This is a genomic window from Streptomyces sp. NPDC096132 (assembly GCF_044763345.1).
Lineage (GTDB): Bacteria > Actinomycetota > Actinomycetes > Streptomycetales > Streptomycetaceae > Streptomyces.
Map to the genome: position 1 here is coordinate 1 of NZ_JBIWGA010000066.1, position 13,915 is coordinate 13,915.

General features: G+C 71.5%; 15 protein-coding genes. 8 read left to right on the forward strand and 7 right to left on the reverse strand.

Annotated elements, in window-relative coordinates; translation table 11 throughout:
* The 6 genes from ACIRF9_RS51900 to ACIRF9_RS51925 form a co-directional block, all read left to right on the forward strand.
* A partial coding sequence (locus tag ACIRF9_RS51900) for a CBS domain-containing protein (RefSeq protein ID WP_403837540.1) occupies positions 1-723 on the forward strand: 723 nt, incomplete at its 5' end.
* A gap of 105 nt (positions 724-828) precedes the next feature.
* A complete protein-coding gene (gene adhE / locus ACIRF9_RS51905) occupies positions 829-3,498 on the forward strand; it encodes a bifunctional acetaldehyde-CoA/alcohol dehydrogenase (RefSeq protein ID WP_403837542.1) in 2,670 nt (889 codons plus the stop codon).
* A complete protein-coding gene (locus ACIRF9_RS51910) occupies positions 3,498-3,668 on the forward strand; it encodes a hypothetical protein (protein WP_403837544.1) in 171 nt (56 codons plus the stop codon). Before adhE ends, ACIRF9_RS51910 begins: the two co-directional genes overlap by 1 nt.
* 42 nt (positions 3,669-3,710) lie before the next feature.
* Positions 3,711-4,133: a hypothetical protein gene (locus tag ACIRF9_RS51915; protein ID WP_403837546.1), complete on the forward strand. Its 423-nt coding sequence runs from the start codon at positions 3,711-3,713 to the stop codon at positions 4,131-4,133.
* A gap of 192 nt (positions 4,134-4,325) precedes the next feature.
* Positions 4,326-5,897, forward strand: coding sequence for an oleate hydratase (locus ACIRF9_RS51920; RefSeq protein WP_403837548.1), 1,572 nt, complete (start codon positions 4,326-4,328; stop codon positions 5,895-5,897).
* Positions 5,898-6,094: 197 nt separating this feature from the next.
* Positions 6,095-6,592: a pyridoxamine 5'-phosphate oxidase family protein gene (locus ACIRF9_RS51925; protein WP_403837550.1), complete on the forward strand. Its 498-nt coding sequence runs from the start codon at positions 6,095-6,097 to the stop codon at positions 6,590-6,592.
* A 12-nt stretch (positions 6,593-6,604) separates the two neighbouring features.
* Here ACIRF9_RS51925 and ACIRF9_RS51930 read toward each other — a convergent pair whose 3' ends face one another.
* The 3 genes from ACIRF9_RS51930 to ACIRF9_RS51940 form a co-directional block, all read right to left on the reverse strand.
* Complete coding sequence (locus ACIRF9_RS51930) at positions 6,605-7,435, reverse strand: universal stress protein (protein ID WP_403837552.1); 831 nt, start codon at positions 7,433-7,435, stop codon at positions 6,605-6,607.
* 167 nt (positions 7,436-7,602) lie between these two features.
* A complete protein-coding gene (locus ACIRF9_RS51935; protein WP_403837554.1) occupies positions 7,603-8,043 on the reverse strand; it encodes a pyridoxamine 5'-phosphate oxidase family protein in 441 nt (146 codons plus the stop codon).
* 189 nt (positions 8,044-8,232) lie between these two features.
* A complete protein-coding gene (locus ACIRF9_RS51940) occupies positions 8,233-9,303 on the reverse strand; it encodes a zinc-dependent alcohol dehydrogenase family protein (RefSeq protein ID WP_403837556.1) in 1,071 nt (356 codons plus the stop codon).
* Between the two features lie 206 nt (positions 9,304-9,509).
* On the opposite strand from ACIRF9_RS51940, the gene ACIRF9_RS51945 reads away from it, so the two are divergent.
* A complete protein-coding gene (locus ACIRF9_RS51945) occupies positions 9,510-9,926 on the forward strand; it encodes an STAS domain-containing protein (protein ID WP_403837558.1) in 417 nt (138 codons plus the stop codon).
* On the opposite strand, the gene ACIRF9_RS51950 is transcribed toward ACIRF9_RS51945, so the two are convergent.
* Complete coding sequence (locus ACIRF9_RS51950) at positions 9,856-10,839, reverse strand: Acg family FMN-binding oxidoreductase (RefSeq protein ID WP_403837560.1); 984 nt, start codon at positions 10,837-10,839, stop codon at positions 9,856-9,858. The two genes, ACIRF9_RS51945 and ACIRF9_RS51950, sit on opposite strands and share 71 nt — an antisense overlap.
* A 260-nt stretch (positions 10,840-11,099) precedes the next feature.
* On the opposite strand from ACIRF9_RS51950, the gene ACIRF9_RS51955 reads away from it, so the two are divergent.
* Positions 11,100-11,681, forward strand: a complete 582-nt coding sequence (locus ACIRF9_RS51955; protein ID WP_403837562.1) for a hypothetical protein — start codon at positions 11,100-11,102, stop codon at positions 11,679-11,681.
* 90 nt (positions 11,682-11,771) lie between these two features.
* On the opposite strand, the gene ACIRF9_RS51960 is transcribed toward ACIRF9_RS51955, so the two are convergent.
* From ACIRF9_RS51960 to ACIRF9_RS51970, 3 genes are all read right to left on the reverse strand, one after another.
* Entirely contained in the window at positions 11,772-12,269 is a 498-nt protein-coding gene (locus tag ACIRF9_RS51960; protein WP_403837564.1) for a flavodoxin domain-containing protein, read from the reverse strand.
* Positions 12,270-12,285: 16 nt separating this feature from the next.
* The gene (locus ACIRF9_RS51965; protein ID WP_403837566.1) at positions 12,286-13,023 is read right to left on the reverse strand and encodes a CBS domain-containing protein; all 738 of its coding nucleotides are present in this window, start codon (positions 13,021-13,023) and stop codon (positions 12,286-12,288) included.
* Between the two features lie 12 nt (positions 13,024-13,035).
* On the reverse strand, positions 13,036-13,915 hold an 880-nt coding region (locus tag ACIRF9_RS51970; RefSeq protein ID WP_403837568.1), incomplete at its 5' end, for an acetate--CoA ligase family protein.

Here is a 13,915-nt window from a genome sequence, read left to right on the forward strand (position 1 = left end):
GTGCGACTGCTGGACCGGCACCGGATCAGCGGACTGCCCGTCGTGGACGACGACGACAAGGTCGTGGGGGTGATCTCCGAGACCGATCTGATACGCCGCCAGGCAACCCGGTCCGCAGGCAGGCGGGAACGACGGTTCCAGATGCGCCCGCGGCACCGTTCCACGCGTCGCGCGGATGCCGTCGCCCGCTCCAGCACAGCGGAAGAGCTGATGTCGACGCCCGCGATCACCGTGCATCCGGAACAACGCGTCGCGGATGCCGCCCGTGTGATGGAGCGTCACGGCGTGGAGCGGCTGCCGGTGGTGGACGAGGAGGACCGGCTGATCGGCATCGCCACCCGGCGCGACCTGTTGCGGGTCTTCCTGCGCACGGACGAGGAGATCGGCCGGGAGGTCCAGGACGAGGTGGTGACCCGCGCCCTCGGGCTGCCGGCCCACAGTGTGACCGTCTCGGTCCGGGACGGCGTGGCCACGCTGGAAGGGGCCGTGCGCCATCGCAGCGACATTCCGCTCGCGATCCGGCTGACGTACCGGGTCGACGGCGTGGTCGGTGTCGTCAACAGCCTGAGCTACCGGGTCGACGACACTCACCGTTCCCCGGCAGGTCCCGCCCCCGGTCCCCAGCCCGGCCGGAGCCTGCCCGGCGGGACACCCGGCCCCTCGGTTCCGGGACTGATCAGCCCTCCGAAGGGACCAACGGGACCTGCTCCCGGGCCCTGTTGACGGGAGACGCTGCTGCCGGGAGCGGTACCCCCTCCCCCGCAAGGTCACCCTTTCCGCGCCGCCGCCCGTGCGGCGTCCCCCTCTCGACGACGGAGGCCCGCCCCCATGACCCGCCACGAGGACCGCACCGCGACCACCGACCCCGCCGGGGCGCCGTCCGACATCGCCGTGGCGGTGGACCGCCTGGTGACCGACGGGCTCAAGGCACTGGCCGACTACGAGGCGCTCGATCAGGAGCAGGTGGACCACATCGTGAAGAAGGCCTCGGTCGCCGCCCTGGACCAGCACACCGCGCTGGCGCGGCTCGCGGTGGAGGAGACCGGACGCGGTGTCTTCGAGGACAAGGCCGCCAAGAACATGTTCGCCTGCGAGTACGTCACGCACAGCATGGGCCCGATGAAGACCGTCGGTGTCATCGCCCGTGACGACATCGACGACATGACCGAGGTGGCGGAGCCCGTCGGGGTGGTGTGCGCGGTCACGCCCGTCACCAACCCGACCTCCACCACGGTCTTCAAGGCACTGATGGCGCTCAAGACGCGCAACCCGGTGGTGTTCGCCTTCCATCCCTCCGCCCAGCGGTGCAGCACGGAGGCGGCCCGTGTCGTGCGGGACGCGGCGGTCGCGGCGGGTGCGCCGGAGCACTGCGTGCAGTGGATCGAGACCCCGTCCGTCGAGGCCACCGGTGCCCTGATGAGGCACCCGGGTGTCTCCCTCATCCTCGCCACCGGCGGCAACGCCATGGTCAAGGCCGCCTACTCGGCCGGCAAGCCCGCCCTGGGCGTCGGGGCCGGCAACGTTCCCGCCTACGTCCACCGCAGCGCCGACGTCCGCCGGGCCGTCAACGACCTGGTGCTGTCCAAGGCGTTCGACAACGGCATGATCTGCGCCTCCGAGCAGGCCGTCATCCTGGACGAGGAGATCTACGACGCGGTCCTCGCCGAGTTCCGCACGCTGCACGCCCACTTGGCCACCGCCGAGGAGAAGGCGAAGCTGGAGACGTACCTGTTCCCCGTCGGTGCCGCGGGCGCGGGCTGCGAGCCCAAGGTCAACTCCGCGGCCGTCGGGCAGAGCCCGGCCTGGATCGCCGAGCAGGCAGGCTTCACCGTGCCGGCCGACACCTCCCTCATCCTGGTCGAGGCCGACCGGGTCGGCCCCGACGAGCCCCTCACCCGCGAGAAGCTCTGCCCGGTCCTCGCCGTCCTGCGGGCCGGCTCCGAGCAGCAGGGCTTCGACCTCGCCGCCGACATGGTCGCCTTCCACGGACAGGGCCACAGCGCCGTCATCCACACCGGCGACCCCGAACTCGCCGAAGCGTACGGCCGCCGTATGAAGACCGTACGCATCATCGTCAACGCACCCTCCTCGCAGGGTGCCATCGGCGGGATCTACAACAGCCTGCTGCCGTCGCTGACCCTGGGCTGCGGCTCCTGGGGCAGCACGTCCGTGTCGAACAACGTCTCCGCCGCCCAGCTGCTGAACGTCAAGAGGGTCTCGGTGCGCCGCAACAACCTGCAGTGGTTCAAGGTCCCGCCGAAGATCTACTTCGAGCCGCAGTCCATCCGCTACCTCGCCTCGATGCCGGACGTCCACCGCGTGACCATCGTCACCGACGCGACGATGACCCGCCTGGGACTGGTCGACCGGGTGGAGCGCGTACTGCGGCGGCGCCGTGAACCGGTCACCGTCCAGGTCATCGACGGTGTCGAGCCCGAGCCGAGCATCGACTCCGTCCGGCGCGGGGCCCGGCTCATGGGCGACTTCCGGCCCGACACCATCATCGCCCTCGGCGGCGGCTCCCCCATGGACGCGGCCAAGGTGATGTGGCTGCTCTACGAGCAGCAGGCCGAAGGCAAGGACGTCGACTTCGCCGACATGCGGCACAAGTTCTCCGACATCCGCAAGCGCGCCTTCCGCTTCCCGGTCCTCGGCAAGCTGGCCCGGCTCGTGTGCATCCCCACCACCTCGGGCACCGGCGCCGAGGTGACCCCGTTCGCCGTCATCTCCGACCCCGCCACCGGCAAGAAGTACCCGCTGGCCGACTACGCGCTCACCCCCAGCGTCGCCATCGTCGACCCGCTGCTCACCACCGGGCTGCCCCGCGCCCTGGCCGCCGACAGCGGGTTCGACGCGCTCACCCACGCCATCGAGTCCTATGTGTCCGTATACGCCAACGACTTCACCGACGGCCTCGCCCTGCACGCGATCCGGTTGATCTTCGAGAACATCGAAGCGGCGGTCAACGACCGACGGGCGAGTGAGCGGGCCCGGGAGAAGATGCACAACGCCGGCACCATCGCGGGCATGGCCTTCGGCAACGCCTTCCTCGGCATCGTCCACGCCATGTCCCACACCCTCGGCGCCACCTTCCACATCGCGCACGGCCGCACCAACGCCGTCCTGCTGCCGCACGTCATCCGCTACAACGGCACCGTCCCCACGAAGCTCACCGGCTGGCCCAAGTACGAGAACTACCGCGCCCCGGAACGCTTCCAGGACATCGCCCGCGCCCTGGGTCTGCCCGCCGCCACCCCGGCCGAGGGTGTCGAGTCCCTCGCCTCGGCGGTGGAGCGGCTCCGGGACTCCGTCGGCATCGAGCCGACGTTCCGGGCCCTCGGCGTCGACGAGCAGACCTTCCTCGACGCGCTGCCCCAGCAGGCCCTCAACGCCTACGACGACCAGTGCGCGCCCGCCAACCCCCGGATGCCGATGCTCGACGACATGCGCGAGCTGATGCGGGCGGCCTACTACGGCCCGACGCCCGTACCGGCCTGATGGATCCGGGCGACACCGAACTCCCGGACAACGCCACGGTGTTCCTGTGCGGACCGCTGCCCTTCATACGCGAGGTGCGCGAACAGCTGCTCCGCCATGGGGTGCCCGCCCGGTGCATCCGCCACGAGGTCTTCGGACCCGACCTGGCACTGCCCGACACCGCGGCCTGAACCACACCGAAAGCCACCGCCGTCTCGAAGGAAGGACCCGGCATGACCACCGAACACACCCAGGAGACCCCCCTGGTCCGGCTGCGCTCCGAGGGCGCCGTGGACGAGGAGACCCTGGCGTACGCCCGTACGAAGATCGACGCCGTCGTCACCCGGCCGGGACTGCCCGCCGTCACCGGCGAGGTCCGCATCGTCCGGGCGGCCGCCCATCACGCCGGCCGCCCCTGGTCGGCCACGGCCGACCTGCGCATCGGGGGACGGCCTGTGGTCGTCCTCGCCGAGGAGGCCACCGGCACGGAGGTCGTCGATCAGCTCCAGGACCGGCTGCGCCGCCAGACCGACAAGGCCGCCCGGTCCTGGGACAACGGACACCGGACGACGGTCCCGCCGTGGCGCGGTGGAGGCGGGCTGCAGGTTCCCGCCGCACGCCCCGGCGGCGCGGCCGAGGATTCCCGGACGGCGTGATTCCGCAGCGACAGCGGGTCCCGGCGGTCATGGTCCACGACGGGACCGCCGGGACCCGCGTCGAGGGCCGTCCGGGCCGATCGGGTGCCGGGCGGCCCACTGACACGACCGCGGACTGCGGGACACCGTGGACCGCGGGACACCGTGGACCGCACGGATCCCGATCCCCCCACGAACACGAGGAGTTGTGTGATGACGAAGGCATATCTGGTGGGCAGCGGCATCGCGGCACTCGCCGCGGCGACGTTCCTGATCCGCGACGGCGGTTTCGAGGGATCCGACATCCATCTCTTCGAGGAACAGCGGACGCTCGGCGGCAGCCTGGACGCGGGCGGCGCACCGGACGCGGGCTACACCATGCGCGGCGGGCGGATGTTCGAGGCGGAGTTCCGCTGCACGTACGACCTGCTGTCCGGCATCCCCACCCTCGACGACCCGGCCGTCTCCGTGACCGAGGAGATCCTCGCCGGGCACGAGGAGTTCGCCTGGGACGACGTCGCGAGGCTCGTCGACGGGGACGGCAAGATCGTCGACACGACGTCGATGGGGTTCTCCGAGCGCGACCGGCTGGAGCTGGCCCGCTGTCTGGCCACCCCCGAGGGGCACCTGGACGACAAGCGGATCACCGACTGCTTCGGCGAACACTTCTTCACCACCAACTTCTGGTTCATGTGGTGCACCACGTTCGCCTTCCAGCCCTGGCACAGCGCCATCGAGTTCCGCCGCTACCTCAGGCGCTTCATCCACCTGTTCCCCGAGTTCGCGTCCATGTCAGGCATCCACCGGACCCGCTACAACCAGCACGACTCCATCGTGCGGCCCCTGACGGCCTGGCTCCGCGAGCACGGCGTCACGATCCACACCGGCTGCCGGGTCACCGACCTCGGGTTCACCCCCGGCATCCACAGCGGCACCGTCGACACCATCCACCTCAGCCGGAACGGCCACGACGAGAAGATCGCCGTCGCGCCCGACGACCTGGTCCTCGTCACCAACGGCTCCATGACCGACGCCTCCAGCCTCGGCTCGCACACCAGTGCGCCGCCGCCCGCTCCGCAGCGGTCGGACGCCTGGCTGCTGTGGCACCGGCTGGCCCGCGGCCGTGAGAACTTCGGCAACCCGGCCGCCTTCGACAAGCACGTCAAGGAGTCCCGCTGGGAGTCGTTCACCGTCACCGCCAAGGACCCCGCCTTCCTGGAGGCACTCGAGCAGTTCAGCCGGCGCCCGGCCGGCAGGGGCGGCCTGATGACCTTCACCGACTCCCCCTGGCTGCTCACCGTCGTCGCCAACCGGCAGCCCGTCTACCGCGACCAGCCCGAGGACGCCTCCGTCTGGTGGGGCTACGGCCTGTTCCCCGACCGCGCCGGCCACCACACCCCCAAGCCGATGACCCTGTGCACCGGCCGGGAGATCCTCGAAGAGATCCTGCACCACCTCCCCTTCGACGAGCGCACGGCCGCGCGGGTCCTGGAGACCTCCACCGTCGTGCCCTGCGTGATGCCGTACATCACCAGCCAGTTCCTGGCGCGCCGCCGCGACGACCGGCCCCGGGTGGTGCCGGAGGGGTCGGTCAACCTCGCCTTCATCGGGCAGTTCGCCGAGGTGCCCGACGACGTGGTCTTCACCGTCGAGTACTCCGTACGCACCGCCTGGACGGCGGTGGTGCAGCTGCTGAAACTGGAGAAGCGGCCGCCGGAGGTCTACAAGGGGCACCACGACCCGCGTGTGCTGGCCGCCGCCCTGGAGACCATGCATCGCCGGTGACCGCCGAGACTCCCGCCCACGGTCCGCTCCGGTCCCTCGCCTGTACACGCCCGGTGAGGTCACCTCGCTCCCGGAAGGTCGTCCACTACGGCCGGGGACCATCGGACGTCGGCCGGGGCCGAACGGCCCTGGCGCGGGAAAATTCCGTACGGTTCGAATGGCTCAGGCCCACGCGTGACCGCGCGAGACGGAGAACTGTGACCGACCCGACGAAGACGAATCGGACACCTGCCACGACAGGCGACGACCAGCCGAACACCTCGGAACCGCGGACAAGTGTCGAGCTGGACGTCGCCGAGGCGCTGCGGCTTCTGGGCAGTGTGTCCCTGGGGCGGATCGTCTTCACCCGGCATGCGCTGCCGACCGTCCGGCCCGTCAACCACGTCCTGATCGACGGCGACATCGTCATCCGCACCCACGGTGACGCCACGCTGACCCACTACACCCGGCACACCGGCGGTGAGGGAGTCGTCGTCGCCTACGAGGCCGACGACATCGACCCCGACACCCACCTGGGATGGAGCGTGGTCGTCACTGGCTTTGCGCGGCTGGTCACCGACCCGCGGGAACTCGCTTGCTTTCGGTCCTTGCTGCGTCCGTGGGTGTCGCAGACGATGGATCACGCCGTGCGTATCAGCCCCGCTCTGATCACCGGGTTTCGCCTCGCAGCCCACGGTCCGCCCCCGTCGGCCTGAACGGCGGGCAGGTCATCCATGGGGAACGACGACCACCGGGCAGTGCGCCCGGTGCAGCAGTGTGTGGACGACCGGGCCCAGCCGCGGGCCGAGCACGCCCGTACGGCGGTGGGCGCCGATGACGACGACCGCGGCCTCCTGGGTCGCCGCCTGCAGTTCGTCCGTGGGAGCGGCACGGACCGTGCGGATCTCCACCCTGACGTCGGGGTGCCGGTCCTGCAGACGGGTGAGGGCGTACCGCGGCACGGCCTCCTCCGCTCGGGCCTCCCTGGCCTGCCGTTCCTGCCCCGGGCTGCTCGCCGGCACCAGGGAGGGAAGTTCGGGGGTGAGGTGCCGATGACTCGGACAGTGCACGACTCGGAGACCCGTCCCGCGCCGCTCCGCCTCCTGGAAGGCGTACGCCGCCGCCCGCGGGTCCGTGTCGTCCGCCAGGCCGAGCAGCACGTCCCGGCCGTCGTCGCACGGATGGTCCCCACGAACCACCAGGAGCGGTCCCCGAGCGAGCGCGGCCAGCCTCAGACTCACCGACCCGAAGGCCGGCCCTGTCAACGCGCCCATGCCACGGGTTCCGACGACGGTGAGGTCCGCGTCCGCGCTCTCGCGTGCCAACGCGCGCACCGCACCGCCCTGGGCCACGACGGTGCCCACCAGCAGTTCCGGATGCCGTGCATGGACGCGCGCCACAGCGGAACCCAGGACCGGTGCGGCCTCGTCGAGGTCGGGAACCGCGTACAGCACGCGCAGAGCGGTGCCGTGCCGTATGGCTTCGGCCGCGGCCCAGTCCAAAGCCCTGACGGAAACGAGAGAGCCGTCGACTCCGACGACTATGTGATGCGCAGTCATGGCCGTGCCTGTCCTTTCCTCGAGTCTCGAGTGGAGGTGTGGCGGGCGCGGCGCTCGACGAACGCACCGCCCCCTCGGACGATGCTCCTCGCGCGTCGTCACTGCGGGCAGCAGCCGGGAGAACTCCTGGAAACGCCGAACGGCCCTTCTTCCAAGGGCCGTTCGGCTCAGGAGGGGAGGCGCACGCCGTACGGGGTGCGTCCGCCGACGAGTGCGCGTCCGGTGACCAGCTCCGGGTCGATGCGTACGAACACTTCCCGCGGCGCCGGCGCCCAGGAAAGCGGTCCGCTGCGCAGCAGCCTGGCGTGTTCGGCGGGGTCGGTCACCACGGCGGCCGCTCCCGTGACCACGACGCTCCAGCCGGCGTGACGGGCGGTGTCGACCTCGTCGGCCTCGAAGGCGACCACCGCTCCGTCGACCGCGCTCACGAGGTCGGAGGAGGCCGACATCCGCACCAGCACCGCGCCGTCGCGGTCCAGACGGAAGTTGACCGGCAGAACGGCCGGCAGCGCCCGTCGCGTGTACACGATGCGCCCCACGGACACCTTGGCCAGCAGACCCAGACACTCCTGCCGGTCGAGTTCGCGGAATCCGTCGTTGGCGTCCATCGTCCTTCTCGTCTCTTGGCTGACATCGCGGTAATGGCACCGTCCATCGTCGAACGGCACCCGTGTCCCCAGCCAGGGACCATCGGTCCCCGGCTTCCCGAGACAGGCCCTGCTCGGACTGCGCGGCAGCGCGGCGCCTCGGCCCTGCCCGGCCCGGTGAACGCGGTGGCCCGCCGGACAGCCGTCCCGTCAGGCCGCCCGAACGGCGACCTCGTCGTGCGGCTGCCCGCCGAGCACCACCTTCAGGGCTCCGGTGTCGCCGGCCCGGGCGAAGACGTCGTACGCCTCCTCCATGTGCTCGAGGGGGAAGGTGTGGGTGACCAGCTGAGCGGTGGGCAGCCGGCCGGCGGCCGCCATGCGCAGCAGGGTGGGGGTGGAGTGGGTGTCCACCAGCCCGGTGGTGATGGTCACGTTCTTGATCCACAGGTCTTCGAGATGCAGTGTGGCGGGCCTGCCGTGGACACCGATGTTGGCCACATGGCCGCCGGGCCGCACCATGCGGGTGCACAGCTCGAAGCTCTCCGGCACGCCGACCGCCTCGATGACCACGTCCGCGCCGAGCCCGTCGGTGAGGTCGGCGATCAGCTGCTCCGGGTCCTCGGCGGCGTCGGCCACGGCGTCGGCGCCGAGCCGCTTGGCGGCCTCCAGCCGGGCGGCTGCCAGGTCGACGGCGACGATCCGCTCGGGCGCGAACAGGCGCGCGGTGGCGATCGCGGCGAGGCCGATGGGACCGGCCCCGACGACGGCGACGGTGTCGCCCGGGCGGACCCGTCCGTTGAGGACGCCGACCTCGTAGGAGGTCGGGAAGATGTCCGCCAGCAGGACGGCGTCCTTGCTCTCGACCGCGCCGGGCAGCGCGTGCACGGACAGGTCGGCGTAGGGGACACGGACGTACTCGGCCTGGGTCCCGTCGATCAGGTGGCCGAGGATCCAGCCGCCACCGCCGCGGCACTGGCCGTACATGCCGTCCCGGCAGAAGCGGCAGCGACCACAGGAGCTGATGCAGGACACCAGCACCCGGTCGCCGGGACGCACAGTCCGCACGTCGCTGCCCACCTCGACGATCTCGCCGACCGCCTCGTGGCCGAGGACCGTGCCCGGGCGCACCTCGGGGACGTCGCCCTTGAGGATGTGCAGGTCCGTGCCGCAGATCGTGACGGCGCCGATCCGTACGACGGCGTCGGTGGTTTCCTTGACGGCCGGGTCCGGGACGTCCTCCCAGGCGGACTGCCCGGGACCGTGGAACACATAGCCCTTCATGACGCTCCTCACCATCCTCCGCGTGCCTGACGGGGTTGCCTCACTCCTCCAGCTTGTCCGCCGGTCGTCCGATCCGCTTGAGTCGTCCTTCCTCCCCCTCCTGCCGGACGGTCCCGTCAGGGGTGGCGAAAGGCACTGTCGGACCCACCCGAACAGGGACCGAACGGCCCTTCCGCCCATCCCGCCGACACCGCTTTCCTCTCCCCATGGACGCCAACCACACGAGGTCCAGGCCGTACCGCACACATCACACGAGCGGTGGCGCGACCGCCGTGATCCTGCAGGGCGAGATCGACCTCCTGGCGGTGCCCGCGCTCACGGCGCAGCTGGACACGCTGACCGCCGGTCCGGGTCCTGATCTGGTGCTCGACCTGCGTGCCGTGTCCTTCATCGACTGTGCCGGTCTGGGCGTGCTGTGCCGGACCCTGGAGCGCACGCGGACCCGTCACGGCCGGCTGCGGCTGGTCACGGACAGCGCCCGGTTCCGGCGGGTCCTCCGCTGCACGGGCCTGGCCGGCACCTTCGACATCCACCCCGGGTGGCCCGAAGTGCCTACCGCGGGCGCCGACCCGGTGTGCGCCGGGGCGTGGCCGGTCCCTCCGGTCCGTAGCCGAGGCGCATGAGCAGCTGCGGATGCGCCATCCCGTCGGGCGCGGCAACCAGGGCATCGCGCAGGTCGGCCCATTCGACGGCCTGGTGCAGCAGTGACACGCGCAGGCCGTACGCCGTCGCCACGAGCCACACGTGTTCGAGGGCCTGCCCGGCGCGCAGCCAGTCGACCCGGCGGTCGTGTGTCGTGGTCAGCAGGGCGATGACCGGTGCCGATTCGAAGGGCCGCGCCATCAGCCGTTCGGGATGCCTCTGCCCGGTGAAATCGCGCAGCGGGACTCGCTCCCAGGCGTCCTGCGGCCCCAGCGCGGCTCGCGGCAGACCGGTGTCGGGCGCCGGTTCCAGGTCCCGGTGCAGCCAGCGTCGGCCCTCGGCCGCACGGTCCGCGTCGAGGCGGTTGCGTCGCTCGGCCTCCGCGGTCAGCCTCAGCAGACGGGTCGTGTCCGTCCCCTCCGGGAATCGCAGCAACACGCCTTCCGCGCGGGCCACCGCGCCGAGCTCCTCACGCACCGCCTCGGGAAGCGGCCGGCTGGTGAACGGGAAACGGCTGCTGTGCCGTCGCCAGATCGCCTCGTAGAGATCCACGCTCCCCTGGTCCTCCTCCCGGGCAGTGGGGCCGGTCGGCCGAACGGTGGCGAGCAGGCCTGGGTCGGCGGGGCTGGGCAGCAGACTGGTGACGGGTGACCAGCCGAAATGTGCCAGCGCGACCCGGAGGTTGAACACGCACGCTCCCACGGAGAGGAGCAGGGCCCGGCCTGTCGGGTCCACATGCCGCATTCCTCTTCCGGGTTCGGCACGCACCTCGAACGTCGCCGTCCCGGAGTCCAGACCGAAGCGCCATGGCTGGGTGTTGTGGATCGAGGGTGCGGCCACCGCGGCGGAGACACAGGTCTCCAGGAGCGCGGCGCTGAATGGTGTGCTCTCCATGATGCCCTCCTCGCACGTGGGCGTCGGACGGCCCGTCCTCCTTCGAGCATGGACGCCCTTCCCCACCCCCGGGAGGGGGCGAAGGTCCTCGGGGGAACGCCGGACGGGTACCGCCGCGTCCAGGGCTGAACGGCCCTTCCCTCTTGCGTGGTTGGTCCTGAGTGGCCCTGCGGTGACGCCTGGTCGGCCCATCCCCCGCCGGCGTCTCGGCTGTCACCTTCGGAGGTGTCACCACGACGACGAGAAGGAGGTGCGGACCGATGGCCCGTGGCACGTACGCGAAGAAGCGGTTGTGGCGGTGGCGGGACAACCCGCTGCGCCGACGCGACGACATCGTCGAGGCCTGGATCGTGCTGGCCGTGTGGACGGCCTTCGCCGCCGGCGGCACCGCCGCCGGACTGGTGACCTCTCACGCCGCGGACGAGGTGTTCGCACAGCAGCGGGCAGAGCGGCAGCCCGTCCGAGCCGTGCTGCTGAACGATGTCCCCCGCGCCGCCACCGCCGTCGGCGTCACGTCCGATCGCAGGACGGCGACGGTGCGCTGGACGGCGTCCGACGGCACGCCCCGTACGGGACGGACCCTGGTGGACACCGGTCTCAAGGCCGGAACCAGCGTCACGGTCTGGCAGGACGGCCAGGGCCGCCTCACCACCGCGCCACCGAGTTCCACGGAGGCAGCCATCGAGTCCGGTGCGCTGGGCACCGCGGCCGCCGCCGCCCTCGCCGGCCTGGTGTTCGGTGGCGGAGCGGTCGTCCGGTGGCGGCTCGACCGCCGCCGCATCGACGGGTGGGGGAAGGAATGGGACCAGGTGGGACCCCGCTGGGGCCACAAGACCAGCTGACAGCGCGACGGATTCGGGGCTCCGGGCCACAGATCGGCCTGGAGCCCCGCCGTATCCCTCCTGATCCCTCCTGATCCCTCCTGATCCTTCCTAACTGTGCGTCACTGCGTCGGCGACGCCCTTCGCCCATGTCTCGATCACGCCGAAGTCGCGGAAATCGCCGCCCTTCCCGGAGCGGAGGATCATCCCGGCCACCCACCCTTTGGCACCTTCCTCCAGACGTCCTCCGAAGGTGACGTGGTCCCGGACGCCCAGCCGGTTCATGGCCCGCCGCACGCCGGGTACCGGCGGCAGGTCCCGGTCGGACACGGAGGTGCCGAGCGGCCTGCTGCTGAAGAACCAGACCGGACGCTGCGCAAGGAGGAGGCGGTTGCGGCGGACGAACCGCCGCGCGTCCTTGTGCCAGCGCCCGGCGTAGAGCGCTCCGCCGACCACGACGCCGTCGTAGCGCGCCACGCTCGTCACGGATCCGGCGGGAAGCGCCTCGACGGTCAGTCCGTCCTTGCGCAGCACGTCGGCGACGGCTTCGGCGATCTCCGCCGTGGATCCGTTCGTCGTGCCGTAGGTGACCAACACGGTGCCGGTCATGACGGTCCGCCTCCTTTCACATGCGGCGCAGCCAGTCGTCGGCCACGCCGTGCATCGCCCGGGACTGTTCCTCGGCCCGCAGGCGAGCGTCGTCAAGCCGGTAGGTCAGGTGGGCGACCACGTCGACCACGCCGTCGATCCGGCGGGTCATGGCGACAGCGATCTCGGTCTCGCTCTTGCGTTCCATGTGCCCCGTGAGCGTGACGATCCCCTCCGTGACGGAGACCTCGACGCCGCGCGGCGGCAGCCACAGGGCGCGCACCAGGACTTCCTCGATCACCTCGTTGCGGATCTCCTGATCGGGCCGCAGGAAGACCTGGAGGAGGTCGCGTCGGGTGACGATCCCGACGAGCCGGTCCTCCTCGTCGAGGACGGGGAGCCGTTCCACGTGCTTCTGGGTCATGGTGCGGGCGGCCTGGACGATGGTGTCGTCGGCGTGGACGGTGACGGGCGGTGCCGTCATCAGCCCGCCGGCGGTGCGGGCCTTGCCCTTGACGGCCTGGCGCTTGGCGCCGGGCGTCAGCTCGGCGAGCCGCGTGCGGTGCTTCGGCTCGTAGGGGTCGGGAGCGGTCGCCTGGTGCATCATCAGGTCCGTCTCGGACAGGACACCGATGACCTTGTCGTCCTCGTCCACGACGGGCAGTCCGCTGATCCGGTGCGTCGCGAGCAGCCGGGCGACCTCCTTGAAGGGGGTGCCGTACTCGGCGCGGACGACGTCCGTGGTCATCACGGAGCCGACCTTGTTGTGTCTCATGGCCGTTCCTCCTCAGCGCAGTCGGCGCAGATAGGGGTCCTGGGGGCGGCGCGGCGCCATACGTATCCGTGCGTCGAGCACGGTGACGCCGCCCGGTGTCGCCAGGACGGGGTTGAAGTCGGCCTCGGCGAGCTGCGGCAGGTCGGCCGCCATCCGGGACAGCCGCAGGAGCAGCTGTTCCAGTTCTTCGAGGTCGACGGGGGTGTTTCCGTTCGCGCCCAGCAGCAGCGGGGCGCAGCGCGGCGAGGTGATCAGGTCGTGGACGTCACGGTCGGTGAGCGGGGCGAGGCGGGCGGCGTGGTCGGCGAGGACCTCGGTGGCCGTGCCGCCGAGCCCGAACAGGACGAGCGGGCCGAAGACCTCGTCCTGGACGACACCCGCGAACAGTTCGGTGCCGCGGGCGGCCAGGGGTTGCAGGACCACTCCGGTCATGAGCCCGGCGAAACGGGTCTCCAGATCACGGAACGCGGCCCGGACCTGGGCGTCGCCGCGCAGGTCGAGATGGACGGCACGCTGCTCGGACTTGTGCAGGAGCCCGGGCCAGTGGGCCTTCATCACCACCCGGCCGTCGAAGCCGCGCAGCCGGTCGGCGGCGAGCACGGCCTCGTCCTCGCTCTCGGCCCAGGCCCACGGGATCTGCGGGACGCCGTAGCAGGCGAGCAGGTCGGCGCAGGTGCGCGGGTCCAGCCAGCCGCCGTCGGGCTCCCGCTCCAGATAGTCCTCGACGACCGTACGGGCCCGCTCGGTGTCGACGTCGTCGAGGGCGGGGACGACTCCGGCGGGCCGGGCCAGCCAGGCGGCACGCCCGGCCGCGTGGGCCAGCGCGCGGGCCGCCGCCTGCGGTTCCGCGTAGGAAGGAACGGTGCCGCCGTCGGCCGCGGGCAGCAGCCGG

Bases quoted from the DNA above. Each gene is read 5' to 3' on its own strand.
- adhE (WP_403837542.1), top strand. From the start codon at position 829: ATGACCCGCCACGAGGACCGCACCGCGACCACCGACCCCGCCGGGGCG.
- ACIRF9_RS51910 (WP_403837544.1), top strand. From the start codon at position 3,498: ATGGATCCGGGCGACACCGAACTCCCGGACAACGCCACGGTGTTCCTG.
- ACIRF9_RS51915 (WP_403837546.1), top strand. From the start codon at position 3,711: ATGACCACCGAACACACCCAGGAGACCCCCCTGGTCCGGCTGCGCTCC.
- ACIRF9_RS51920 (WP_403837548.1), top strand. From the start codon at position 4,326: ATGACGAAGGCATATCTGGTGGGCAGCGGCATCGCGGCACTCGCCGCG.
- ACIRF9_RS51930 (WP_403837552.1), bottom strand. From the start codon at position 7,435: ATGACTGCGCATCACATAGTCGTCGGAGTCGACGGCTCTCTCGTTTCC.
- ACIRF9_RS51935 (WP_403837554.1), bottom strand. From the start codon at position 8,043: ATGGACGCCAACGACGGATTCCGCGAACTCGACCGGCAGGAGTGTCTG.
- ACIRF9_RS51940 (WP_403837556.1), bottom strand. From the start codon at position 9,303: ATGAAGGGCTATGTGTTCCACGGTCCCGGGCAGTCCGCCTGGGAGGAC.
- ACIRF9_RS51945 (WP_403837558.1), top strand. From the start codon at position 9,510: ATGGACGCCAACCACACGAGGTCCAGGCCGTACCGCACACATCACACG.
- ACIRF9_RS51950 (WP_403837560.1), bottom strand. From the start codon at position 10,839: ATGGAGAGCACACCATTCAGCGCCGCGCTCCTGGAGACCTGTGTCTCC.
- ACIRF9_RS51955 (WP_403837562.1), top strand. From the start codon at position 11,100: ATGGCCCGTGGCACGTACGCGAAGAAGCGGTTGTGGCGGTGGCGGGAC.
- ACIRF9_RS51960 (WP_403837564.1), bottom strand. From the start codon at position 12,269: ATGACCGGCACCGTGTTGGTCACCTACGGCACGACGAACGGATCCACG.
- ACIRF9_RS51965 (WP_403837566.1), bottom strand. From the start codon at position 13,023: ATGAGACACAACAAGGTCGGCTCCGTGATGACCACGGACGTCGTCCGC.